The organism is Capnocytophaga haemolytica (assembly GCF_001553545.1).
Lineage (GTDB): Bacteria > Bacteroidota > Bacteroidia > Flavobacteriales > Flavobacteriaceae > Capnocytophaga > Capnocytophaga haemolytica.
Genome location: NZ_CP014227.1, coordinates 1,137,468 through 1,159,199, shown reverse-complemented (window position 1 = coordinate 1,159,199; position 21,732 = coordinate 1,137,468). Strand labels below are relative to the sequence as shown.

Below are 21,732 nucleotides of genomic sequence, written 5' to 3'. Positions count from 1 at the left end.
AATCAAAATTATAAACATACTAATCAAAATACTTCTTTGCAATGGCTCTCAGTTCAGGCTCTTTGTCTTCTAAGCGTTGTAAAAGCACAAACTGGTTGCGTGCGCGGATGTAGTTCTCATCTTCAAAAGAGATCTTAAAATAGACGTCGTTATTGAAGTAGTCAGTAAGGAAGCGCACACCTATGATGAAGATCATATACTTAGCTCCATCAACGATGAGCTGCTTCTCAGTCGGACTCATTACATCTTTCATCACCGAGAAGCCTTTGCAGATGGCCTCAAAGAACTCGGTATTAAAGATAATCTTACTATCGTCAAGCTCATTCTCTTCTGTGGGGCTCACAGAGGTACGTACAAAGTCGCCAAAGTCGTACAGCAAGATACCTTGCATCACAGTATCTAAGTCGATGACCTTAAACTCATCGGGATTATCTTTGTGAATGAGTACGTTGTTGATCTTGGTGTCGTTGTGGGTTACGCGGATAGGGATAAGCCCATCATCTACCGCCTTGTGTATACGCTCAAAGATCACCTTGTGGGCTAAGGCAAAGTCGTATAGGTGTTGTGCTTTCTCTTTGCGGGCAGGCTTTGCTTGTGCATAAGCAGCTTCGAGAGCTGCAAAGCGTTTCAGTCCGTTGTGGAAGTCGCGAATGGTAGCCTGCAAGCGTTGGGTATCAATGTTGGCAAAGGTTTTGAGGAAAGAGGCATACGCTCTCCCTGCTTTCTCGGCTTGCCAAGGCTCTTCGATAAACTCAAAGGTCTGGTAACCCTCAGCAAAAGGGAAGGCACGCCAAAGGTTGCCCTCAGCCATCACGGCGTGTTTGCCCCCTTTGGTCTTCATCATATTGAGAATGACCGTATTCTTAGGCTCAGTCTCCCACAGTAGCTCAATGTTGCTGATAATCATCTCAGGTGTCTTGAACACATTGCTATTAATCCCTTGCAGGATATAGCGCGCCTTATCAGTCTGTATGAGATAAGTGTAATTGATGTGTCCATTGCCATAAGGCTCCACAGAAAGTACATTGCCTTCCAATACAAATTGTTTTGCTATTTCTTTCATAAGGTATAATATATAAAGTGCCGAGCCACAAGGTGCTCAGCACAGGTTGATTAAAAATGTTCAGGATACAGCCCTTCAGCTGTCAATCTCTTAATTTCTTTGCTTACAATATCTAAATCTTCGTGGTAAGTCATACCGAACCAATTGTCGTGGTTTGGTAGCACCTCAAGAGTGTAGCCGTCTTTCTCAATAGCGTGTTGCACCACTAACGGAATAAAGAACTCACTCTTAGGGTCATCTCTATGGGCAGCTACAAAGTCTACAAACATACGGTCGGCAATATCCAAAATATCGTGAGTAAATCCCCAGAAGTTCATCGATACGTAGGTGCTAAGCGGATAAGTCTTGCCTGTCTCTTCGTCAATAGCAGTTTGGTCGTCTACACGGCGGAGTTTGGTAGCTTCTACGATCGATTGCAGATGGTGATTGGCATCCACTTCACAGATACCACGTGATACGGTGCCGTTGTCGCTGAGGGTATTCTTCAACAGATAGCCCCCTGAAAAGAAAGTCTTAGGCTTGCCTTGCTCAAGGGCATCGTGCATCAACTTAAAGCCTTCTTTGCCGTAATAGTCATCGGCATTGATGATGAGGAAAGGGTTCTTCACTACATCCTTCACGCAGAGCATCGCGTGCCCCGTGCCCCAAGGTTTTTTGCGCTCAATGCCTTTTGGATTATGCTGGTCTTGGTATACGAAGGTGATGGGTATACCTTTGAAGCGGTCTTTGAGGTGCTCTTTGGTCATCTGGTCTATTTCTGTGCGGATGATGAGCACGATATTGTCAAAACCAGCCTCAATAGCATCATACAGCCCATAATTGAATAGGGCATTGCCGTTGTGCACATCCTCTAACTGCTTATCTGATCCGAACCTGCTACCTAAACCAGCCGCTAAAACTACTAATGTTGTCATATATTTTTTTATAATGTTGGGACTTCTCCCTTGAAATTGATTTCTCTATAAGTTATTAAATTCTCGGCAAAGATACTAATTTTTTTATAATACAAACAAAAAACTCATTATTTTTTACGGAATTTTTCATTCGACTGTTAATCAAATGTTAAGCGAAAGCATTTAACCCCTATGGATTTACAGATGCTTCCTCTACTGTTTTATAAGCATCAATAATGCTCCTTACCAATGGGTGACGTACTACGTCTTTATCGTCCAAATGCAACATACCAATGCCCTTCACGTTCTTGAGGATGAGTAACGCCTCTTTCAGGCCAGAGGTGGTTTTACGCGGTAGGTCGATCTGCCCAGGGTCGCCCGTGATCATAAACTTAGCATTGCGCCCCATACGGGTGAGAAACATCTTCATCTGTGCGTGGGTAGTGTTCTGCGCCTCGTCTAATATGATAAAAGCATTGTCGAGTGTGCGTCCACGCATAAAAGCCAGCGGGGCAATCTCAATGATGCCTGCCTCAATAAAGCCACTGAGCTTCTCGTGTGGAATCATATCCCTGAGCGCATCGTAAAGCGGTTGCATATAAGGGTCGAGCTTCTCTTTCATATCACCAGGGAGGAAGCCGAGATTCTCGCCCGCTTCTACCGCAGGACGCGTGAGCACTATGCGTTTTACTTGTTTCTCCTTCAATGCCCGCACCGCCAAAGCAACGCCCACATAAGTCTTGCCCGTACCCGCTGGCCCCACTGCAAAGACCATATCGTTCTTCTTTATCAACTCTACGAGTTTGGTTTGGTTCTTGGTCTGTGGGCGGATGATCTTGCCACTGACCCCGTGTAAGAGCACATCGCCTTCGCCTTTGGCTGCTTCTTCAATCGTTTCTTGGCTATTAGAGGTGAGTATTCGCTCTATAATTCGCTCATCCAAACGATTGTATTTTGCACAATACGCTATCAGTTGCTCCACTTTCTGATGAAATTCTTTTAGTAGTATTTCCTCTCCAAAGGCGAGTATTTTATTGCCTCGTGCCACAATTTTTAACTTGGCATAATGAGCTTTGATAGCCTTAATATTTACCTCATCCTCTCCAAAAAACTGTTGAGGACTAAGATCTGTGAGTTCTAAAGTAAGTTCATTCATTACAGATAATTACTTATTTATTAGGTTTATTTGGTAGATTTGTCCGTTTCTCCTTCGTTTCCTGTCCGTGAGTCATACTCCGTCTCCTCTAAGTCCTTGCTCTTCCTGCCTAAGCCTATCTTAGGATGCTCGGTGGTGCCTGTTACTTTGATAGGAATGCCGATAATACCTAACGGTGGCAGCCCTAAACGCATCTTTAGGTTGAGTGCTCCGTCAAAACTCGTTTGCCCCTCTATACGCGGACGAAAGCCTGAGACCTTAAACTTGAATCGCTCAATGGTGATCAGATTGTTCTTAATCGTGCTGTTGATGTCAATCGTAGTGAGGTTGGCATCTTTTAGTGCGTCGGTTCCTGCCTTCTGACTGATGATGTTGAAGAGCTTAAATCCTTTGAGCTTCACATCTTTCACTGAGAGCGTTCCTCCGCCTTCTAAGGAAGGGTAGATAGGCGTCATCTCTCCATCGAGCTTGCCTTTGAGGTTGTATTTAACAGAGATAATCCCATAAGCATCCTTTGCCATCGTTACCATCTCGCGGAAGAGTTTTACTTCCTTATAAGCGCGCTGCACATCAAAGTTCTCTGCATCTACCTTAAAGGCAAAGTGGGCACGCTCAGGGGTTTCATCACCATAAGAGGCATTGATGTGTGCCGACACACCGATGATGTTAAAGCCTACGTTATTCAGCGCGAGCACCCCCTTGCGCAGCCGCGTATTGCCCCGCAGATTGTGAACCGTCAGCCCATGAAAGAACACATTCTTCAAATTCGCATTGAGATTAAAATCAAAGTCCTTGGGCACTATAACCACTCCTTTTGAGCTTTGCTCTTTATTCACTTCTCTCTGCTCTCCACTCTCTACTCTTTGCTCTCTACTCTCTGTCTCCTGTGCCATAAACTCATCTACATTGATATGCTGCGAACTCAGCGAGAAGGTGCCTCGTAGCACCTGCCCCTTTGTCAAAGCAAAGTTGATAGCATTCTGCATACGCCCGTTCATCACAAAGTCCGACTGACCATAAGTAGCCCGAAAGTTCGTAAAGTGCATATCGTCCTGATGAAAACGGAAAACGCCTTGCTGTATTACAAAGGGCAAGGGTAGGTACTCCGTAGTGGTCTTGATGTTGCGCAACTCCACTACGCCCTTGTTTTGCAATAGGTGGTATCGCCCTGCTGTAGCATCGCTCTGGGTGCCTTTTAAGCTGAGATCTGCTCGAGCATACCCCTCCAAGTCCAACCCTTTCTGGTGAAATACGTGGTATATCTTCGCAATATTGAGTACCCCTTTGGCATCGATATCATAGCGAATATCGTCAAAATTCTCCAAGGAGGCATTGAGCGTAAATGGTTCTCCCTCAAAGGTAAAAGTCGCAGGAGTGAGATGTACCGCAAGACTCTTCATCGTACCATCACTATTGGAGATATCCCCCTTAAAGGCTATGTTGGTAATCGGATGGGGGTAGTAAGGGGTCTTCACGTGCCCCTCAGTGAAGTGGAGTGTCCCTTTGGTAACGGGGAAAAGTCGCTGCTCAGGCTCGTAACGCCCCTTAGCAGTGAGGTTCGCTAGCAGCATACCCCGTAGCTGGTAATCATTCTGACCCGTGAGCTGCATCACCTTGGCAAGGTCTACCTTTGCACGCACTTTGGCAGCAATAACAGGGGGCTGCAAACCATCGAGCTGCAATTTACCCGAAAAATACTCCTTCCCTATGTCAAAATAGAGCGAGTCAAGGGTTACTTGTAGCTTGTTGACATCTAATGAAGGCAAGCGCGTCGAGAGGTTTAGCTGTATATGTTCAGCCTTGGCGGGTACGCCCTCGTATGCCACTGAGGCATCGCGCACGCGCATTTTCAACTCTATATCAGGACTCAAACTCTGTGAAGCGATATACTGACCCTTCATAGCAAAGTACAGATCCGTGCGCCCCGTCAGGGTGGCTTTCTTATGCCATTGCGTAAACTGCGGCGGCAAAGCGGTAAAGACATCGTCTAAGGCACAATCCTTTGCATTGATGGTAAAATCCATATCGTAGCCATTGCTGAGGAAGTCGAGCTTTCCTTTGAAGTCCACAGGCAAGCGATTGATGAGCAGGTCGTTCTGCTGAAAGATAAAGGCCAACGAATTGGTGTTGATCTGTGTGATGAGCTCCGCCTTTACGTGCTTATTCTTTAGGTACGCCTCTCCCCCGAAGAGAAAGTCGAGCGAGGCGATGTCTGCCTTGGTTTTCAGATCGAAAATCGACTCCGCCAAGTCGCCTTTGCCTAAGTAGTTAAAGCCCGTAGCCTTGATGTATATGTCGGTGGACTTATCGTCGTAAATGAGCTTTGCATTCTTTATATCAATACGTTGGAGTTTCAGCCGCGTATCATCACTCTCTGCGTTCTCCGTCTCCTCACCGCTGGATTTATAAACGTTGTAGCTCGCCCTACCCTGCTTGTTCACCTGAATATTGATGAACGGTTCTTTCAGATAAATAGCCTCTATATCAATCTTCTTGGAGAAAATCAATGAAGGCACATCAATACCCAAGTCAATGCGCTTTACGCTCACTAAGGTATCCTGCGTAAAAGGCTCTGAGCCTTTCAGCAGAAAATTCTCTAAATTGAGCGTCAGCGCAGGGAAATGACTAAAGAAACTGAGCTTTGCCCGCGAGAAGTTAATCTCGCCGTTGAGATTGTCGTTCGCTAATTTCTTGATTTTCTCAGTAACGTACTCAGGGTACACCATCGGAAAGATGATGAGGAACGCCAAGAGCGCACCGAGCACAATCCCTGTGATTTTAAGGGTGCGGATAAGGTATTTCTTCATCTATATAAAACTTTCAATCGCTAAGTTGTAACTCTTCAACCCAAAGCCCACGATGATGCCCGCCACCACAGGCGAAAGGTACGAGTGGTGTCTAAAAGCCTCACGCGCAAACGTATTGCTGATATGCACCTCCACCACAGGGGTCGTAATGGCTTTGATCGCATCGGCAAGGGCTATCGAGGTGTGAGTATACGCCCCCGCATTGAGCACAATCCCGTCGTAAGTAAATCCCCACTCCTGCAATTGACTCACTAACGCCCCTTCGATATTGCTCTGGTAATAGGATAGCTCCATCTGTGGGTATAGTCCTTTCAGTTGTTTAAAATACTGCTCAAAAGACGTATTCCCATAAATGTCGGTCTCACGCTTGCCCAAGAGGTTGAGATTCACCCCATTGATAATGCCTATTTTCTTCATAAATTATATTTCTGTATATGTGTATGCCTCATTGTCCGTATGCCCCGCAAGCACGCTCTCTACCTTCTCCACGATTCTCTCCACAGGAATACTGTCAAACACTTTCTCATAGCCCTTGGGGAAGGTCTTTCCATACACCGAAGTGGGTATGAGCGGGAACTGCTGCCTGTCCGCAAGTATGGCATAACTATCGGGTTGCCCATAAGGGTAGAACCCCGCATAAGGATGCGTTACGCCCCATACCGTAAGGGTAGGCACACCATACATCGCCGAGAGGTGCCCGTTGCCGCTATCCATCGAGAGCATTACGTCCAAGTGCGAAATCAGCTCTAACTCCTGCTTAAAACACAAGCGCCCGACCATATTCACCACATTGGGTAGGTCGAGGTACTGCACCTTCATCTCATCACTCTCACCGCCGCCAAAGACGTAAATCTTACCCTCAGGGTGCAACTCCGAAAGCCGCATAATCACCTCGCACATCCGCTTAAAAGGATATTCTTTCCCCGCAAAAGACGCAAAGGGAGCCACCCCTATGCGCACCCCATCGGTCAGCAACTGTGCCACCGTATCGCTCACCTGAGGATGTGGCACAAGGTACGTATCCGAAAGGTCAATCGGGAAACCCAAACGCGCAAACACATCCGCATAACGCTCATAAGAAGGTTTTAGCGGTGCGAACACCTTGTTCTTCGCACGTGTGAGCGCACGCTTTTCCTTACGCCCCTTGTCAATCTGCTCAAAAGGAATCCGCTTCCTCTTAAAAAAGAACTTTATGATATTCGAGCGCAGCACATTGTGGATATCCGCCACGCCGTCAATCTCTTTACAGTGCAGCTCGCAATAGAGCCGATAGAGCCCACACAGCCCCTTATGCCTGCCTTTGAGCTCCGCCGTAAATAGCTCTACATTAGGTAAATGCGCAAACATAGGTGCAAACATAGGGCGTGTAACATAGGTGATCTTCACCTCGGGGTATTGCTCAGTAAAGGCTGTAATCACAGGCACACTGATAGCCACATCCCCCATTGCCGACATTCTAAAAACTGCAATATGTTTCATCTTAGTTGGGTATTTAAAGTTTAATTAGTATCTTTGCGCAGATTTTAGTGCAATGACTAATGGTTAAATAATTAGTGTTTAATGCTTAGTGTCTCATCGCTACTCATTAAACTACGATGCAAAGATACAAAATATTTTAAATATGAAATACTTTTATTTACTTTTTTTTCTATGGCAGGCAACTTTTGCACAAGTGTCACCTGTATTTGACTTCAACAAGAGTCTGCGTATAGACTTTAACTTGCTCACCGATGCCAACCAAACCGAGGTTCTCTTTCAGCAGCTGAAACAAGAGCCTCATTGGGGCGGTCCTACGGCAAACCTGCTCTACCCCGACTATGGCGAATTTCGTCTCCAACTCTTCGACGGCGAACAGTTAGTATTCTCAAAAGGTTTTAACTCCTTATCTAACGAATGGAAGCACACCCCTGAGGCTAAGAATGAAAAACGCCTCTTTTACCACGCAGTGCAGGTACCTTTTCCGAAGAAAAACCTATCCTTGCGCATTGATTTTCGCAACTTCGGAGGTGAGTTTGTTACCATTGGCAAATACAACGTCCGTCCTGACGATTACTTCATCAAACGCGAGAGTGTTACCTCGTACCCTATGCAAAAACTCCTCTACAACGGTGACCCTGCCCATAAGGTGGACTTAGTAATCCTCGCTGAAGGCTATACCACCAAAGAGATGAAGAAGTTCTACACCGATGCCAAGCGAATGATGGACTATATGTTTACTATTCCACCATTTGACGCCTTAAAAAAAGACTTTAACGTATACGCCATAGCCGTCCGCTCTCCCGAAAGCGGTACCGACATCCCTGGTAAACACATCTATAAAAACACTGCCTTTGACGCTTCATTCTACACCTTTGATGTAGACCGCTACCTGACTACCAACAGTATGGAGGACATCGCCGACGTTGCCTCCTTAGTGCCTTACGACCAAATATACGTACTGGTGAACACCGACAATTATGGCGGCGGCGGCTTCTACAACCACCTGAACCTCGCTACTGCCAACAACGAACTCTCCGCAAAGGTATTCGTACACGAGTTTGGTCACGGCTTTGTAGGCTTAGCCGATGAGTATTTCTACGGCGATGACGATGCCTTTGCAGCCTACTACAACGTCAATGTCGAACCTTGGGAGCAGAACATCACCAACTTAGTGCACTTTGAAAGCAAATGGAAAGATATGATGAAAGAAGGCACGCCTATCCCTACCCCACGCATCGAGACCTATAAGAATGACATAGGCGTATTCGAAGGCGGTGGCTATCTCACCAAAGGAATGTACAGCCCCGCTCAGGACTGCCGTATGCGCTCCAATACCCCAAAAGGATTCTGCCCCGTATGTGAAAGAGCCATCCGACAAGTAGTTGACTTTTATGTGAAATAGGAGCAAGAGCACGAAAATTGGAGGTGGAGAATAGAGGACTGACATAGGATATACACTAAATGCAGCGTAAATCCTGCTATATTGTATTTTTATAACATATTTTACCAATAGAGGTTACCTTAACAAAAGACAAATACTACTGAATGGGTATAGACCTCATTCGCTCTCCTTTCGTACTTCATCCGTAAGCGATCCGTAGGGGTGGTATTAGGATTTTTTTCTTTGAGGCAAATGAGTGTTTTAAAGGTAAAAATACAGTTTTTAAGGTCAAAAGGTGCGTTATGAGCGCTTTTTTTTGTATCTTTGCCGCCCTAAAAGGAATATTACAGTGATTTTAGAGCGATTAAAGAGCTATATAAGCGAGTTCAGATACAATTTCAAGATTGCGTATCCCGTGATTTTGGGGATGCTGGGGCATACTTTGGTTGGTTTTGTAGACAATGCGATGGTAGGGAAGGTAGGCATCAGCGAATTGGGTGCGGCAGCGCTGGGCAATTCGGCGGTATTTATCCCGATGTCGTTTGCGTTGGGGTTTTCGATAGTGATTACTTCATTAGTAGCGATGTCGGATGAAGCAGGTGATAGGAAGGCTACCAAGTCGATCTTAAAGCACGGGCTGGTGCTCAATGTGGGGCTGAGCCTTGTGTTGGTACTCCTCATTCTGCTTTTTGCGGAGCCATTGATGCGCGTCACAGGGCAGAAGGAGCATATCATTCGCTTAGCGGTTCCTTATACTTATGTAGTGGCATTTTCACTGATCCCTTTGGGATTTTTTGCTGCTTTGAAGCAGTTTGCTGATGGGCTCTCGCTGACGAAATACGCAATGTACATCACCTTGATAGCCAACTTGGTGAATGTGTTCTTGAATTGGCTTTTTATCTACGGTAACTGGGGTTGCCCGAAGCTGGGTGTTGTGGGGGCTGGTATTGGCACATTGGTGTCGCGCATTGTGATGCCGATTATGATTTGGGTGGTACTCAAGCGTTTGCCTCGTACGCGTGAATATGTGGTGAACTTCAATTGGTGTTCATTTCAAAAGGCTACTTTTAGGAAGATCAGTGCCTTGGGGACGCCTTCGGCTTTGCAGATGGTTTTTGAGACGGGGGTATTCACTGCCGCTATATGGATTAGTGGGATGCTTGGTGAGAACCAGCTTTCGGCGAACCAAATCGCACTGAACTTAGCGAGTATGACCTTTATGGTGGCTAACGGGCTGGGTATTACTGCGATGATACGTGTGGGCAACCAGTTGGGCGCTAAGAACTACGTAAACCTGCGGAAGGTGGCTTTCTCGGTATTCTTTTTAGTAGCGTGTACACAATTGTTTTTTGCGATACTGCTGGCTACCTTCCGTTTTTGGTTGCCTACCCTTTACTTGGAGATGGACAATCCTGCGAAAGCGGTGCAAAATGGCTTGGTGATTGCTGAATCGGCACAGTTATTGCTCATCGCGGCTCTTTTTCAGATTTCAGATGGGTTTCAGGTGACAGCGCTTGGGGCTTTGCGGGGCTTGCAGGACGCTAAGGTGCCGATGTACATCACTTTTGTGGCATATTGGTTGATATCCTTCCCAATATTGTATGTTTTGGGCTTATACACTTCATTGGGTACGATGGGTATTTGGATTGGGCTGCTCTTGGGGCTTACGGTGGCGGCGGTTTGGCTGTTGCTGCGCTTTCACAAGATGAGCAAGCGACTGGTAATGGAAGAGTTGGCGAAAGGTTAAAATTACACCTGAGAAGTTGGTCGCTTAGATTTTTTTCGTACCTTTGCCCCAAAATCAATAAAGATGCTTATTATAGGAATTACAGGTGGTACGGGTTGCGGCAAGACAACCGTTGTAAATCAAATCGTTAAAGAACTCTCAGGGGAAGAAGTTACTGTTATTTCGCAGGACTCTTATTACAAGGATCTGAGCCATTTGACCTTTGAAGAACGTACGAAGATCAATTTCGACCATCCTAATTCTATTGACTTTGAACTCTTAAAAGAGCATCTTTTAGCTCTGAAAGCGGGGCGGTCGGTACAGAGCCCTACTTACTCATTTGTGGAGTACAATCGCGCTAAGGAAACGGTGCTACTGAAACCTACTAAGGTAGTGATTGTAGAGGGAATTCTTGTGTTTTCGCACCCTGACATACGTGAACTATTTGATATAAAGATATTTGTACACGCCGACTCCGATGAGCGTTTGATACGCCGCATCAGGCGTGATATTACTGAACGTGGGCGCGATGTGGCGGAGGTGCTACATCGTTACCAGACAACCCTCAAACCGATGCACTTGGCTTTTATTGAGCCTGCTAAGGAGTTTGCCGATATTATTATTCCTAACAATCGCCGCAATAAGGTGGCTATTGATATTATTAAGACTATTGTGCACAACCCTATATTTCAACGCTGATGAATAAGCTCTTAGAATATCTCTCGGTACTGAAAGGCTATAAGCTATATATAGCGATATCCGTATTTTTTGTAATATGGATGTCTTTCTTTGATGCAAATTCACTACTTACACACTACGAATTGAGTAAGGAGAGTGAGAAGTTGGAAAAGCAGAAACACTTTCTGCAAACTGAGATACAAAAAGACCGCAAGGAGCTGCAAACGCTTTATACAGAAGAGGGTAGGGAGAAGTTAGGTCGTGAGATTTACTACCTAAAGCGCGAGAATGAAGAAGTCTTCATCATTGAATACGACACAATACATTAGCATAGCATTTAACTTTATTAATAGCATAGTTGCAGTTCTTTGAGCGTATAGATTTGGACGGTGCCTTGTGCGTGTGCTACAACAAGTTTGCCGTCGGGTTGTACGCCTTGTATTACGCCCTGAAATTCTATGCCTTGTGCACTGCGAAAGGTGGAGGTTTTGCCCAGACAGAAGAGATACTTTTTGTAGAGAGGATAAAGCTCTGCAAAGGTGGTAGTGGATACTGTTGGCAGGCTCTCGGCAAGTGCGGCAACGAGCTTTTTCAGCAAGCCTTCCAAAGGGTAGTCTGTGCCTGTCAGCTTCTTTAAAGACGCGGCGTGGGGCAAGTCTGGGAAGTCGGTTTGATTGACATTGAGCCCTATGCCGATAACACTGCGCTCAATATGTTGATTTTGAACAGTGTTCTCGATGAGGATGCCGCCTATCTTGCAATTGGAAGCGATGAGGTCGTTAGGCCATTTGATGTTCAACTGAGGTATAGAAAGGGTTTCGAGCACGTGCATAATTGTGATAGGCACGAGCATATTGAGCAGAAATGCATTGGCAAGGGAGAGCCGCAAGGGGCGGTAAAGGAGGCTAAAGGTGAGGTTTTTGTGTGGTTCACTTGACCAAGTGGCACCATATTGCCCTACGCCTGCGGTTTGGCAGGGCGTCCAGACGGTGAGGAAGTTAGGCAGTGAGGGCGTTTCGGCGGCGAGGGCTTTGAGGTAAGCATTGGTGGAGGGGGTAGTGCCCAAGGTGATGATTTGCATATTTTTGATAATTCTTTTAGAGTGCAAAGGTATAATATTCAGTTGAATAAACAATAAAGAAGATAAATTATTTGCGTAGATACTTATTTTTTTATACCTTTGCAGTCGATTAGGTTCTTCAATGATCAATGATTAATTTACTAACGCGCTGAACTCATTAATCATCCCTGATTTCGCAGTAGTATTAAATTTTTATAGCTTATTGAATTATGAGTAACATCCTCTCCAAGAACCTGAAAGCATACTTACAGCGCAATGTTGATGTGTGATTTGTGTTAATAATTAGATGAATAGTAAGAAAGAAATGAAAACAGAACAAGAATTGGCTGACTTCTTTGAGCGATTGAAGGGGCAGCTGTTGGAAACGACCACTTTTCCGACTTCGTATTTGTATAAGTTTACCCTGCCTAATGATGCGGCAAAGGTTGCTCAGTTGAAGGAGGTTTTTAAGGGTACGGATGCTGAGATCAGCACACGCACTTCGTCAGGAGGTAAGTACGTGGGCGTATCGGTGAAGGTAAGCCTTACAGATGCTGATCAAGTGATTCACTATTATAAAGAGGCAGGAAAGGTAGAAGGTATATTATCGTTATGAGTATAAATTACAGTTTAGAGTACAACACTGAGCGTCCGCGGTTGATTATCCCCGAATACGGCAGGCACATTCAGAAGATGATAGAGAAGGCGGTGCTGCTCAAGGATAGAGATGAGCGCAATAGGACGGCGCATAGCATCGTGGCGGTAATGGGGAATCTTTTTCCGCACTTGAGGGATGTGCCTGATTTTCAGCATAAGCTGTGGGATCAGCTCTTTATAATGTCGGACTTCAAGCTCGATGTGGATTCGCCTTTTGAAAAGCCTACGCCAATGACGTTGCGCAAGCAGCCTGAGCGTTTGCCTTATCCGCAGGCGCACCCTAAGTATCGCTTTTATGGCAATGTGATATTGCAGATGATCAAAACCTGCGTTACGTGGGAAAAGGGCGAACTGCGCGAGGCTTTGGAGTATGCCATTGCAAACCATATGAAGAAGAATATCCTCACGTGGAATAAGGATACGGTGGACGATGAGGTGGTTTTTGAGCACCTCTACGAGCTGAGCGATGGGCAGATAGACTTGCGCAAGAGCAAGGATAACCTCATTACGCACAAAGATGTACTGCGTATGAAGATGCCACCTGCCAAACGCACTGCGAAGACACAAACACAACAGAAGAAGGTGTATTCAACCAATAATAAAAAGAAAAACAATGGGCGTATTTAAGATAGAAGGCGGGCATAGGCTACACGGAGCTATCACCCCCCAAGGGGCGAAGAACGAGGCACTGCAAGTGCTGTGCGCTGTGCTGCTCACCGATGAGAAGGTAACCATACACAATATCCCCGATATATTGGATGTGAACAAGCTCATCACACTGCTTGAGAATTTAGGGGTGAAGATACAGAAGCTCGGCAAGGGTTCGTATAGTTTTCAGGCGGATGAGGTGAATGTCAATTACTTGAAGTCTGAGGCGTTTTATGCTGAAGGGCAGTCGCTGCGTGGCTCAATAATGATCATAGGTCCGCTGTTGGCGCGCTTCGGTGTGGGATATATGCCCAAACCCGGTGGAGATAAGATCGGTCGTCGCCGTTTAGATACACACTTTGAAGGACTTGTGAAGCTCGGTGCCGACTTTAAGTATGATGCTGAGCGGTTTACATACACTGTCAGAGCAAAGAGGCTCAAGGGGGCTACGATGCTTTTAGAGGAGGCGTCCATCACGGGTACGGCTAACATTGTGATGGCTGCCGTACTGGCTGAAGGGCAAACAGTGATTTATAACGCTGCTTGCGAGCCTTACATTCAGCAGCTCTGTAGAATGCTCAATGCGATGGGTGCTGACATACAAGGTGTAGGCTCAAACTTACTCACTATCAATGGGGTGGAGAGGCTCAGTGGCTGCACTCACACACTGCTGCCCGATATGATTGAAATCGGTAGCTGGATAGGCTTAGCAGCGATGACACAGTCGGAGCTTACCATCAAGAATGTAGGTTGGGAGCATTTGGGGTTGATACCGAATATTTTCTACAAGCTCGGTATCACCTTTGAGAAGCGAGGTGAGGATATTTACATCCCAGCACACACTGATGGCTATGAGATACAGAGTTTTATCGATGGCTCTATCCTAACGGTTGCCGATGCGCCTTGGCCTGGTTTTACCCCCGATTTGCTCAGCATCGTGCTGGTGGTGGCAACCCAAGCCCACGGTGAGGTGCTTATCCATCAGAAGATGTTCGAAAGTAGGCTTTTCTTCATTGATAAGCTGATTGATATGGGGGCAAAAATCATTTTGTGCGACCCTCATAGGGCAACGGTTATTGGCAACGACTTTAAATCGCCATTGCGTGCTACTTTGATGACCTCACCTGATATACGGGCTGGGGTGGCACTACTCATTGCAGCCCTTTCGGCAAAAGGTACGTCAACCATTTACAACATTGAGCAGATCGACCGAGGATACGAAGCTATTGATACGCGCCTAAATGCCCTTGGTGCTAAAATTGTAAGGCTTCAATAATTATGAATATCAATTGATTAAGGATAAATTATGAATTACAACTTTGATGAAGTGGTCTGCCGCAAGCATACCGATGCACTTAAATTAGAAGCTTTGGCACCACGCTGGGGCAGAGAAGACCTCCTACCTATGTGGGTAGCCGATATGGATTTCAAAACGGCCCCCTGCATTATCAAGGCGATAAAGCAACGTTTAGAATGTGAGATACTCGGCTATACCGTCCCCCCACGGGAATGGTTTGAGGCGATCATCCAGTGGCAAGCCCGCCGCCACAATTGGGCTATCCGCAAGGAAGAAATATCCTACGTGCCTGGGGTAGTGCCTGGGCTGGCTTTTGCGGTGCAAGCCCTCACTGAGGTCGGTGATAAAGTGATGATACAACAGCCCGTCTACAATCCATTTGCAGAGGTTATAAAGGGCAATGGCAGGAAGATCGTAAACTGCCCCTTAATGCTTAGCAATGGGCAATATACTATCAATTACGACGATTTCGAGCAGAAAGTGAAAGGCTGTAAACTCTTCTTCCTATGCCACCCTCACAACCCTGGAGGTCGCGTATGGACTCACGAGGAATTGGCACGTATCGCTCAGATATGTAAAGACAACGATGTGGTAGTCATAGCAGATGAAATCCACGCCGATTTAACCTTCTCAGCTTATACACATATTCCCTTTGCCACCGTCAGTGAGCAAGCCCGCGAGAATAGCATCGTATTTGCAGCAGCAAGTAAGGCGTTTAATATGGCAGGCTTAGCTACTTCGTATGCAGTGATAGTCAACCCCGAGCTACGCCGTAAGTTCAAGCGTTATGTGGAAGTCAATGATCTCAATGCAGGCAATGTATTCGCATATCGCACTGTGGTAGCAGCCTACACTGAGGGCGAAGAGTGGCTCACCCAGATGCTCGCCTACGTAGAGGCTAATGTAAGCTACTTAGTCAATTACATACAGACGCGTATTCCGCAGTTAAAACCTATTGTACCACAAGCCTCCTACTTAGTATTTATAGACTTTTCAGCCTTAGGATTGACACAGGCACAAATCAAAGACCTATGCGTAGATAAGGCTCATTTAGCCCTAAACGATGGTTCTATCTATGGTGAAGAAGGCAAGGGTTTTATGCGTATCAATCTCGCTTGCCCGCGAAGTGTAGTGCAGCAGGCATTACAGCAGCTTGAGGAAGCCCTCAATAAGCAGTAATTGCAGTATACATAACCCCATAAATAAAAGAGTCTGAGTAAAATTCGTACTCAGACCCTTTTATTTTTATTGATGATGATAAGGTTCATTCTTCAAAATGGTGAAAGCTCTATATAACTGCTCTACAAAAAACAGTCGTACCATCTGATGTGAAAACGTGAGCTTTGATAGTGCTACCTTAGCATCAGCGCGCCTATATACAGCTTCTGAAAACCCATAAGGCCCCCCGATAACAAACGTCATCTGTTTACTACCGCTGAGCATCACCTTCTGTATGTAAGCTGAAAACTCCACAGAAGTGTACTCCTTTCCTCGCTCATCTAAAAGCACCAAATAATCAGTAGAAGCCACCGATTTAAGTATCAGCTCACCTTCCTTTACTTTCTGCTGTTCCTCACTGAGCGATTTGCTGTTCTTCACGTCTGTAATTACTTGTAAATCAAAAGGTGCGTAACGTGAAAGCCGCTTTTGGTACTCATTGATAAGCGCTTGTAAAGCCGCTTGATCCGTCTTGCCAACGGCAATAAGTTTTATATTCATCAGTTCAATTGTAAAGCGTGCAAATATAAAAAAACTTTGCCAAAGTAAGTCACCTTGGCAAAGTAAAAATGTTATATCGTATGAATTTTAAAAGAAGAAACGCTCTTTCTCACCTTTATCGTTAAGCAGTTCCAAAGAGTTACGGTTGTTAGCTGATAGGCTCGACATAATGTTCTTCAGCTCATCAACGTCCTTAAACGTCTTACCATTGACTGAAAGCAACACTTTGCCAACTACCTTAATGTTGTTATATTCGTAGAATTGTGAAGCCCCAGTAACCTTTACACCAGTCTTAGTCTTAAAGCGCTTTTGGTCATTATCAGATAGGTTCTTTACCTCTAAGCCCAGAGTGTTAACGATATAAGTAGTATTCTTTTTCAGCGTAATATTCGCAGTCTTGCTCTTTCCTTCACGTTCGTAAGTCACCTTCAGCACATCACCAGGGCGTTTTGAAGCGATATGCCCACTCAGGTCGGAGTATTTATGTATCTTCACGTTGTCAATCTGTGTGATCACGTCGCCTTTTCTAATACCAGCACTACCCGCACCAGAGTCTTCCTCAACAGAATCAACATAAAAACCTTCCGTTTCTTTTACACCCAGCTTCTTTGCATTCTCAGAATTCAAATCCGTGCCGCGAACTCCTAGTACGCCGCGTTGTACATTCCCATATTCAATAAGGTCTTCTACAACTTTTTTAGCAATATTACTTGGCACTGCAAACGAATACCCCATATAAGTACCTGTGGTTGAGCTGATAGCGGAGTTAATCCCAATCAAATCACCATTGAGGTTCACTAATGCCCCACCGCTGTTACCCATATTCACCGCCGCATCGGTCTGGATAAACGATTCAATCTTATCCGAAGTGCGCTCACTGATATTACGAGCCTTAGCACTGATAATCCCCGCCGTTACTGTCGAGTTTAAGTTAAATGGATTGCCCACTGCCAACACCCATTCACCTACCTGTGTATTGTCAGAGTCCGCAAAAGTCAGAAATGGAAGTTTCTCGTCAGCATTAATCTTAAGCAATGCAATATCCGACGACACATCCGTACCAACGAGCTTCGCCGTATAAGTCTTATTATTATTGAGGGTTACTTCAAGCGTTGTGGCATCTGCGATAACGTGGTTGTTAGTAACGATGTAGCCATCAGGAGTAATAATTACACCCGATCCAGTTCCTATTTGGGTCTGTCCACTACCGCCATTTCCGTACAGTAAGTCAAAAATCGAAGTACCTCCACCTTGGCGCTTCACTGTATTCTTAACGTGTACGACACAGTTCACGGTCTTATTTGCAGCCTCAATAAAGCTATTCTCATTCAGCTCAAACTTGCTGCCTTGCATCGTATAATTCGTTTGTACGAAAGCAGGTTTGGAAAGCAACTCAAGCGCCTCTTGCTTACTGTCCTTCTTATTTAAATAGGTATATCCTCCCAATGATAAAGCACCCCCCAGAAAGGCTGCCGACACAATACTTACATAATTCTTCATATAAATTCTCTGTTTTAAATGTTTTTACTCGAAAAGTAGATAGGCAACAATTGTGCCATTTTGCTAAAATCCAAGAAATATTTATCACTTTAAAGCTGTTTAAACTTTTTCTTATAATAAAATAAAAGTTCCCGAAAATTAGTAATTTTGTGTTTGCAAAAAAAAGAACACCAAAATTCAGGAACTTTGGGCAAAGATACAATAAATAATTGGATTATTCCCTTTTTAAGTGTAGGAAAAAGAGGATTTAAAAGTAATTTTGATTTGGCTTCAATATTTTTATTGATTCTCAAGAGGTTAAAAACAGGGGTACAATGGAGAGAACTTCCAATTGAGAACTATTTTGAAAAAGGAGAAATCTCTTGGCAAAATGTCTATTACTACTTCAATAAATAGAGTAAAGATGGTAGTTTTCAGCGAGTATGGTTGAATCTATTAAGTAAGAAGAAAAGAAAGTTAGATATGTCTTGCGTTCAATTGGATGGTAGTCATACACGTTGTCGTCAAAAAGGAGAATCTGCAGGTTATCAAGCAAGAAAAAAAGCCATAACCACAAATAGCATTTTTTTGTGTGATAATAAAGGGCAAATGATAGCAATGGGAAGTCCTAAAGCTGGAAATCACGATGACTTATATGAAATAGAAGAAGTACTAAAAGAAATCTTAGCTTTATTAGAAGAAGCAGGAATAGAACACAAAGGACTGTTTCTCAATGCTGATGCAGGATTTGATAGTAAGTCTCTTAGAGATTTTTTAGAAAGCAAAGAAATTATAGCAAATATTAAACCTAATCCCCGAAATGGAGAGCAACCAGATGTTTATTTTGATGAAGAATTGTACAAAAATAGGTTTAAGATTGAACAAGCAAATGGTTGGCTTGACGGATATAAAGGTTTGATAATGAGATATGAGTATCTTGATGTAACTTGGATTGGAATGCTCCTATTAGGGTTTATCTCCAAGTTCCTCAAAAAAGTTTAAACACGTTTTTAGAAAAAATATGATTCTTAGAATACACAAGGCTATCTCCTTTTAATTTTACTTGAAAGGAGATAGCCTTTATAAAAAATCATCCCTTTTCTTCACTATCATTTCCAAAAAATATTTACCTTTGCAACTTCTAATGGTTCTATGTTGAAAGCTAAATGGCTATTATGAAGCATCTAAAAAGCATTATATTACTTATACTCTGCACTTTACCCCTTGTAGGTGCAGCACAAACACACGTCTCTGGGTGTGTGATTGACGAGGACGGCAACCCCGTACCTTACGCCAATGTGCTCTTTTCAAAAACTACTATCGGGGCTTATACCGACGAGAATGGCAAGTTTTCACTCTACAGCGATAAACGCCAACGCGACCTTGAAGTATCGATGATGGGCTATAATACGAAGCACGTACACTTGGATAAGGACAACACCACGGGGCTCACCATAGTGCTCGCCGGTGAAGTGCTCGAGGCTGTAACAGTGGTTGCTAAGCCTAAAAAAGCCATTGCTAAGAAAGAAAACCCCGCTTACACCGTCCTACAAGGGATATGGAAAAACAAGAAAAAACGCGGTCTGCAAAATGCAACTGCCTATCAGTATAAAAAACAGACTTCAACAGAGTTGGGTGTCAATAACCTCGATACACTCTTCCTACAACGGGTATTGCGTAAGGATTACGACACCATCCGCCGTATTCTCTCAGAAAAGAAGTATAAGGAAACCTTCTCATTGCCGATGTACCTCACCGAAAAGGTCGAGCGAGTCTATGGCAATAACACTTTGGGTAAGAAACGCGTGGACATTGAGGCAGAACGCAGCCAAGGTATTGTGCAACAAGGCTTTGGACTGGAACGCATCAGTCGCTCCTTCGACGATTTCGACATCTATGAGAACACGTATATGATTCTCAACAAGCCCTTTACCAGTCCGCTCTCTGAGTTCGGCTACGGCGTCTACCTCTACGTGCTGAGCGATACCATCAGCGAGGGCAATCGCAATTTCTACCGCATTAACTTTTTCCCTCGTGAGGACCAAGACCTCGCCTTAGAAGGAAAGTTCTTAGTAGACGCCAAAACCTTTATGGTAAAGGATATACAGATGCGTACTACCGACAAAACGAACATCAACCTCGTGCGCGGACTCTCCTTTGAGAAGTATTTTACCATTGTGAACGACAGCATCTACCTACCCGAACACGAGGAGCAAGAGGGCGATTTTACACTGCTGACAAAGAAAGACAGCGAGAAGGGACTTTACGTGAAGAACTACATCACTTACAGCGATGTGCTATTGGGCAAGCCACGTCCTGATGCCTTCTATGACGAGCAAGTGGTGCAAACAAGCAAACACCAATTTGAGCGCGGCGATCAGTATTGGAACGACAATACCCCCGACGGAGTAGACCTCACCAAAACAAAACGCTTGATACAGGAGGTAGGTAGCAACCACCGTATCAAGTCCATTGGCGACATCACCGATGTGCTCACCTCAGGCTATATCCCCATTGGTAAATACTTGCAATACGGCAGTTTCTGGCAGACTTTCTCACACAATAACGTGGAAGGCTATCGCGTGCGAGCAGGTTTCCGATCGTTCTTCTCTACTGACGACCGCTTCCGTGTGTATCTCTACTGGGCTTATGGAGCTGACGATCACAAGTCTAAATACGGCATCAGTGGCAAATACCTCATCTCACACGCACCACGTATTACCATCGGTGCAGGTTACCAAAGCGATAACCTCCAGCTCGGTACCTTCGTAATGCACGACGATACGGATCTGGACTTTAACAAAACAACTAATTTCATCATCGCTCGTGGTGAGAATTACTACCTCACACGCAACCACAAAACACAGGCGGTGATCAATTACGATATGTTGCCCAACCTACGCCTCTCGGTCTTTGGCACCTATCAGAGGCTTGAATCAGCCGATACGGATCACTTCCTCATTGCCTATCGCAACCCTAAGACAAGTGAGGTGATCGATCATTATCACAATTTCTATACGGGCACCTCACTGACCTTTACCCCTGGGCGTAAGATATTCGGTTATGGCGTAGAACAACGCTACGGACAGAAACTCTACTCTACCTACATATTGAAATACTCCAAAGGGGTAGATGGCGTGTTGGGCAGCAACTTTGATTATGATAAGTTGCAACTGTGTGCCAGCAAGCCCATACCACTTTTTGGTATTGGTATTTTCAAAGCTACGGTCGAGGCTGGGAAAACCTTTGGCACTGCGCCACTGATCGCACTTTCACCAACGCCTGCCAATCAATCGTATTCTACGGCTCCTAACACCTTTGTGCTATTGGATTACTATGATTTTGTTACCGACACTTATGTCAATGGCTATTTTGAACATCATTTTGATGGTTTTATTTTTAATCGTATCCCGTGGATAAACAAACTGCGCTTGAAGAGCTTGCTCTTTGCTCGCTTTGCCTACGGAACGCTCTCGGAGAAAAACCGCGCTGCCAATATCACCAACATCGTGTGGAACGCCCCCGAAAAACTCTATTGGGAGTACGGTTTTGGCATTGAGAACATCGGGCTGGGCAACTTCCGCTTTATACGCGTGGACTTCGTATGGCGTAGCGACTTCAATGATGTCAATGGCGTACGCAACCCACAGTTCGGTGTGCGGTTTGGCATACAACCGACATTCTAATGA

Annotated in this window: 20 protein-coding genes; 11 read left to right on the top strand and 9 right to left on the bottom strand. The window is 44.9% G+C overall.

What is annotated here, in order from left to right; all coding sequences use genetic code 11:
• Nucleotides 1–19: 19 nt before the first annotated feature.
• From AXF12_RS05070 to AXF12_RS05045, 6 genes are all read right to left on the bottom strand, one after another.
• The gene (locus AXF12_RS05070; protein ID WP_066428895.1) at nt 20–1,063 is read right to left on the bottom strand and encodes a phosphotransferase; all 1,044 of its coding nucleotides are present in this window, start codon (nt 1,061–1,063) and stop codon (nt 20–22) included.
• Nucleotides 1,064–1,113: 50 nt separating this feature from the next.
• Nucleotides 1,114–1,977: a sugar phosphate nucleotidyltransferase gene (locus AXF12_RS05065; RefSeq protein WP_066428893.1), complete on the bottom strand. Its 864-nt coding sequence runs from the start codon at nt 1,975–1,977 to the stop codon at nt 1,114–1,116.
• A gap of 169 nt (nt 1,978–2,146) precedes the next feature.
• Nucleotides 2,147–3,112 carry a PhoH family protein gene (locus AXF12_RS05060; RefSeq protein ID WP_066428891.1) on the bottom strand — a complete coding sequence of 322 codons (966 nt, stop codon included), beginning with the start codon at nt 3,110–3,112 and terminating at the stop codon, nt 2,147–2,149.
• A gap of 26 nt (nt 3,113–3,138) precedes the next feature.
• A complete protein-coding gene (locus tag AXF12_RS05055; RefSeq protein ID WP_066428890.1) occupies nt 3,139–5,919 on the bottom strand; it encodes an AsmA family protein in 2,781 nt (926 codons plus the stop codon).
• Nucleotides 5,920–6,336 (bottom strand): type II 3-dehydroquinate dehydratase, encoded by a 417-nt coding sequence (locus AXF12_RS05050; protein WP_066428888.1) that lies wholly within the window; start codon nt 6,334–6,336, stop codon nt 5,920–5,922.
• A gap of 3 nt (nt 6,337–6,339) precedes the next feature.
• A complete protein-coding gene (locus tag AXF12_RS05045) occupies nt 6,340–7,398 on the bottom strand; it encodes a glycosyltransferase family 9 protein (protein ID WP_066428886.1) in 1,059 nt (352 codons plus the stop codon).
• 142 nt (nt 7,399–7,540) lie between these two features.
• Here AXF12_RS05045 and AXF12_RS05040 point away from each other — a divergent pair, with 142 nt between their 5' ends.
• From AXF12_RS05040 to AXF12_RS05025, 4 genes are all read left to right on the top strand, one after another.
• Nucleotides 7,541–8,800, top strand: a complete 1,260-nt coding sequence (locus AXF12_RS05040; RefSeq protein WP_066428884.1) for a M64 family metallopeptidase — start codon at nt 7,541–7,543, stop codon at nt 8,798–8,800.
• 328 nt (nt 8,801–9,128) lie between these two features.
• Nucleotides 9,129–10,526 carry an MATE family efflux transporter gene (locus tag AXF12_RS05035; protein WP_066428882.1) on the top strand — a complete coding sequence of 466 codons (1,398 nt, stop codon included), beginning with the start codon at nt 9,129–9,131 and terminating at the stop codon, nt 10,524–10,526.
• 63 nt (nt 10,527–10,589) lie between these two features.
• A complete protein-coding gene (udk, locus tag AXF12_RS05030; RefSeq protein WP_066428881.1) occupies nt 10,590–11,204 on the top strand; it encodes a uridine kinase in 615 nt (204 codons plus the stop codon).
• Nucleotides 11,204–11,512: a septum formation inhibitor gene (locus AXF12_RS05025; RefSeq protein WP_066428880.1), complete on the top strand. Its 309-nt coding sequence runs from the start codon at nt 11,204–11,206 to the stop codon at nt 11,510–11,512. The genes udk and AXF12_RS05025 overlap by 1 nt, the downstream gene beginning before the upstream one ends.
• Nucleotides 11,513–11,529: 17 nt before the next feature.
• Here AXF12_RS05025 and AXF12_RS05020 read toward each other — a convergent pair whose 3' ends face one another.
• Nucleotides 11,530–12,264 carry a biotin--[acetyl-CoA-carboxylase] ligase gene (locus AXF12_RS05020; protein WP_066428878.1) on the bottom strand — a complete coding sequence of 245 codons (735 nt, stop codon included), beginning with the start codon at nt 12,262–12,264 and terminating at the stop codon, nt 11,530–11,532.
• A gap of 304 nt (nt 12,265–12,568) precedes the next feature.
• Here AXF12_RS05020 and AXF12_RS05015 point away from each other — a divergent pair, with 304 nt between their 5' ends.
• From AXF12_RS05015 to AXF12_RS05000, 4 genes are read left to right on the top strand one after another with little or no spacing between them, the layout of a single operon-like run.
• Entirely contained in the window at nt 12,569–12,859 is a 291-nt protein-coding gene (locus tag AXF12_RS05015; protein WP_066431789.1) for a DUF493 family protein, read from the top strand.
• Entirely contained in the window at nt 12,856–13,527 is a 672-nt protein-coding gene (locus AXF12_RS05010; RefSeq protein ID WP_066428876.1) for a DUF4290 domain-containing protein, read from the top strand. Before AXF12_RS05015 ends, AXF12_RS05010 begins: the two co-directional genes overlap by 4 nt.
• Nucleotides 13,514–14,824 (top strand): UDP-N-acetylglucosamine 1-carboxyvinyltransferase, encoded by a 1,311-nt coding sequence (murA, locus tag AXF12_RS05005; RefSeq protein ID WP_066428875.1) that lies wholly within the window; start codon nt 13,514–13,516, stop codon nt 14,822–14,824. Before AXF12_RS05010 ends, murA begins: the two co-directional genes overlap by 14 nt.
• Nucleotides 14,825–14,854: 30 nt before the next feature.
• On the top strand, nt 14,855–16,024 hold the full coding sequence (locus tag AXF12_RS05000) for a MalY/PatB family protein (protein ID WP_066428873.1): 1,170 nt from the start codon (nt 14,855–14,857) through the stop codon (nt 16,022–16,024).
• 66 nt (nt 16,025–16,090) lie between these two features.
• Here the strand turns inward: AXF12_RS05000 and rlmH are convergent, their stop codons facing one another.
• The gene (gene rlmH / locus AXF12_RS04995) at nt 16,091–16,564 is read right to left on the bottom strand and encodes a 23S rRNA (pseudouridine(1915)-N(3))-methyltransferase RlmH (RefSeq protein WP_066428871.1); all 474 of its coding nucleotides are present in this window, start codon (nt 16,562–16,564) and stop codon (nt 16,091–16,093) included.
• Nucleotides 16,565–16,651: 87 nt separating this feature from the next.
• Nucleotides 16,652–18,064: a S1C family serine protease gene (locus tag AXF12_RS04990; RefSeq protein ID WP_066428870.1), complete on the bottom strand. Its 1,413-nt coding sequence runs from the start codon at nt 18,062–18,064 to the stop codon at nt 16,652–16,654.
• A 153-nt stretch (nt 18,065–18,217) separates the two neighbouring features.
• Between AXF12_RS04990 and AXF12_RS12495 the strand changes: the two genes are divergently transcribed.
• From AXF12_RS12495 to AXF12_RS04980, 3 genes are all read left to right on the top strand, one after another.
• A complete protein-coding gene (locus AXF12_RS12495) occupies nt 18,218–18,460 on the top strand; it encodes a hypothetical protein (protein ID WP_231909941.1) in 243 nt (80 codons plus the stop codon).
• A 66-nt stretch (nt 18,461–18,526) separates the two neighbouring features.
• Nucleotides 18,527–19,045, top strand: a complete 519-nt coding sequence (locus AXF12_RS04985) for a transposase (RefSeq protein WP_082753014.1) — start codon at nt 18,527–18,529, stop codon at nt 19,043–19,045.
• A 173-nt stretch (nt 19,046–19,218) separates the two neighbouring features.
• A complete protein-coding gene (locus AXF12_RS04980; protein ID WP_066431787.1) occupies nt 19,219–21,729 on the top strand; it encodes a DUF5686 and carboxypeptidase-like regulatory domain-containing protein in 2,511 nt (836 codons plus the stop codon).
• The last annotated feature ends 3 nt before the right edge of the window (nt 21,730–21,732 follow it).

Excerpts from the sequence above, each read along its gene's own strand:
- AXF12_RS05070 (WP_066428895.1), bottom strand. The coding sequence starts at position 1,063 with ATGAAAGAAATAGCAAAACAATTTGTATTGGAAGGCAATGTACTTTCT.
- AXF12_RS05065 (WP_066428893.1), bottom strand. The coding sequence starts at position 1,977 with ATGACAACATTAGTAGTTTTAGCGGCTGGTTTAGGTAGCAGGTTCGGA.
- AXF12_RS05060 (WP_066428891.1), bottom strand. The coding sequence starts at position 3,112 with ATGAATGAACTTACTTTAGAACTCACAGATCTTAGTCCTCAACAGTTT.
- AXF12_RS05055 (WP_066428890.1), bottom strand. The coding sequence starts at position 5,919 with ATGAAGAAATACCTTATCCGCACCCTTAAAATCACAGGGATTGTGCTC.
- AXF12_RS05050 (WP_066428888.1), bottom strand. The coding sequence starts at position 6,336 with ATGAAGAAAATAGGCATTATCAATGGGGTGAATCTCAACCTCTTGGGC.
- AXF12_RS05045 (WP_066428886.1), bottom strand. The coding sequence starts at position 7,398 with ATGAAACATATTGCAGTTTTTAGAATGTCGGCAATGGGGGATGTGGCT.
- AXF12_RS05040 (WP_066428884.1), top strand. The coding sequence starts at position 7,541 with ATGAAATACTTTTATTTACTTTTTTTTCTATGGCAGGCAACTTTTGCA.
- udk (WP_066428881.1), top strand. The coding sequence starts at position 10,590 with ATGCTTATTATAGGAATTACAGGTGGTACGGGTTGCGGCAAGACAACC.
- AXF12_RS05025 (WP_066428880.1), top strand. The coding sequence starts at position 11,204 with ATGAATAAGCTCTTAGAATATCTCTCGGTACTGAAAGGCTATAAGCTA.
- AXF12_RS05020 (WP_066428878.1), bottom strand. The coding sequence starts at position 12,264 with ATGCAAATCATCACCTTGGGCACTACCCCCTCCACCAATGCTTACCTC.
- AXF12_RS05015 (WP_066431789.1), top strand. The coding sequence starts at position 12,569 with ATGAAAACAGAACAAGAATTGGCTGACTTCTTTGAGCGATTGAAGGGG.
- AXF12_RS05010 (WP_066428876.1), top strand. The coding sequence starts at position 12,856 with ATGAGTATAAATTACAGTTTAGAGTACAACACTGAGCGTCCGCGGTTG.
- murA (WP_066428875.1), top strand. The coding sequence starts at position 13,514 with ATGGGCGTATTTAAGATAGAAGGCGGGCATAGGCTACACGGAGCTATC.
- AXF12_RS05000 (WP_066428873.1), top strand. The coding sequence starts at position 14,855 with ATGAATTACAACTTTGATGAAGTGGTCTGCCGCAAGCATACCGATGCA.
- rlmH (WP_066428871.1), bottom strand. The coding sequence starts at position 16,564 with ATGAATATAAAACTTATTGCCGTTGGCAAGACGGATCAAGCGGCTTTA.
- AXF12_RS04990 (WP_066428870.1), bottom strand. The coding sequence starts at position 18,064 with ATGAAGAATTATGTAAGTATTGTGTCGGCAGCCTTTCTGGGGGGTGCT.
- AXF12_RS04985 (WP_082753014.1), top strand. The coding sequence starts at position 18,527 with ATGTCTTGCGTTCAATTGGATGGTAGTCATACACGTTGTCGTCAAAAA.
- AXF12_RS04980 (WP_066431787.1), top strand. The coding sequence starts at position 19,219 with ATGAAGCATCTAAAAAGCATTATATTACTTATACTCTGCACTTTACCC.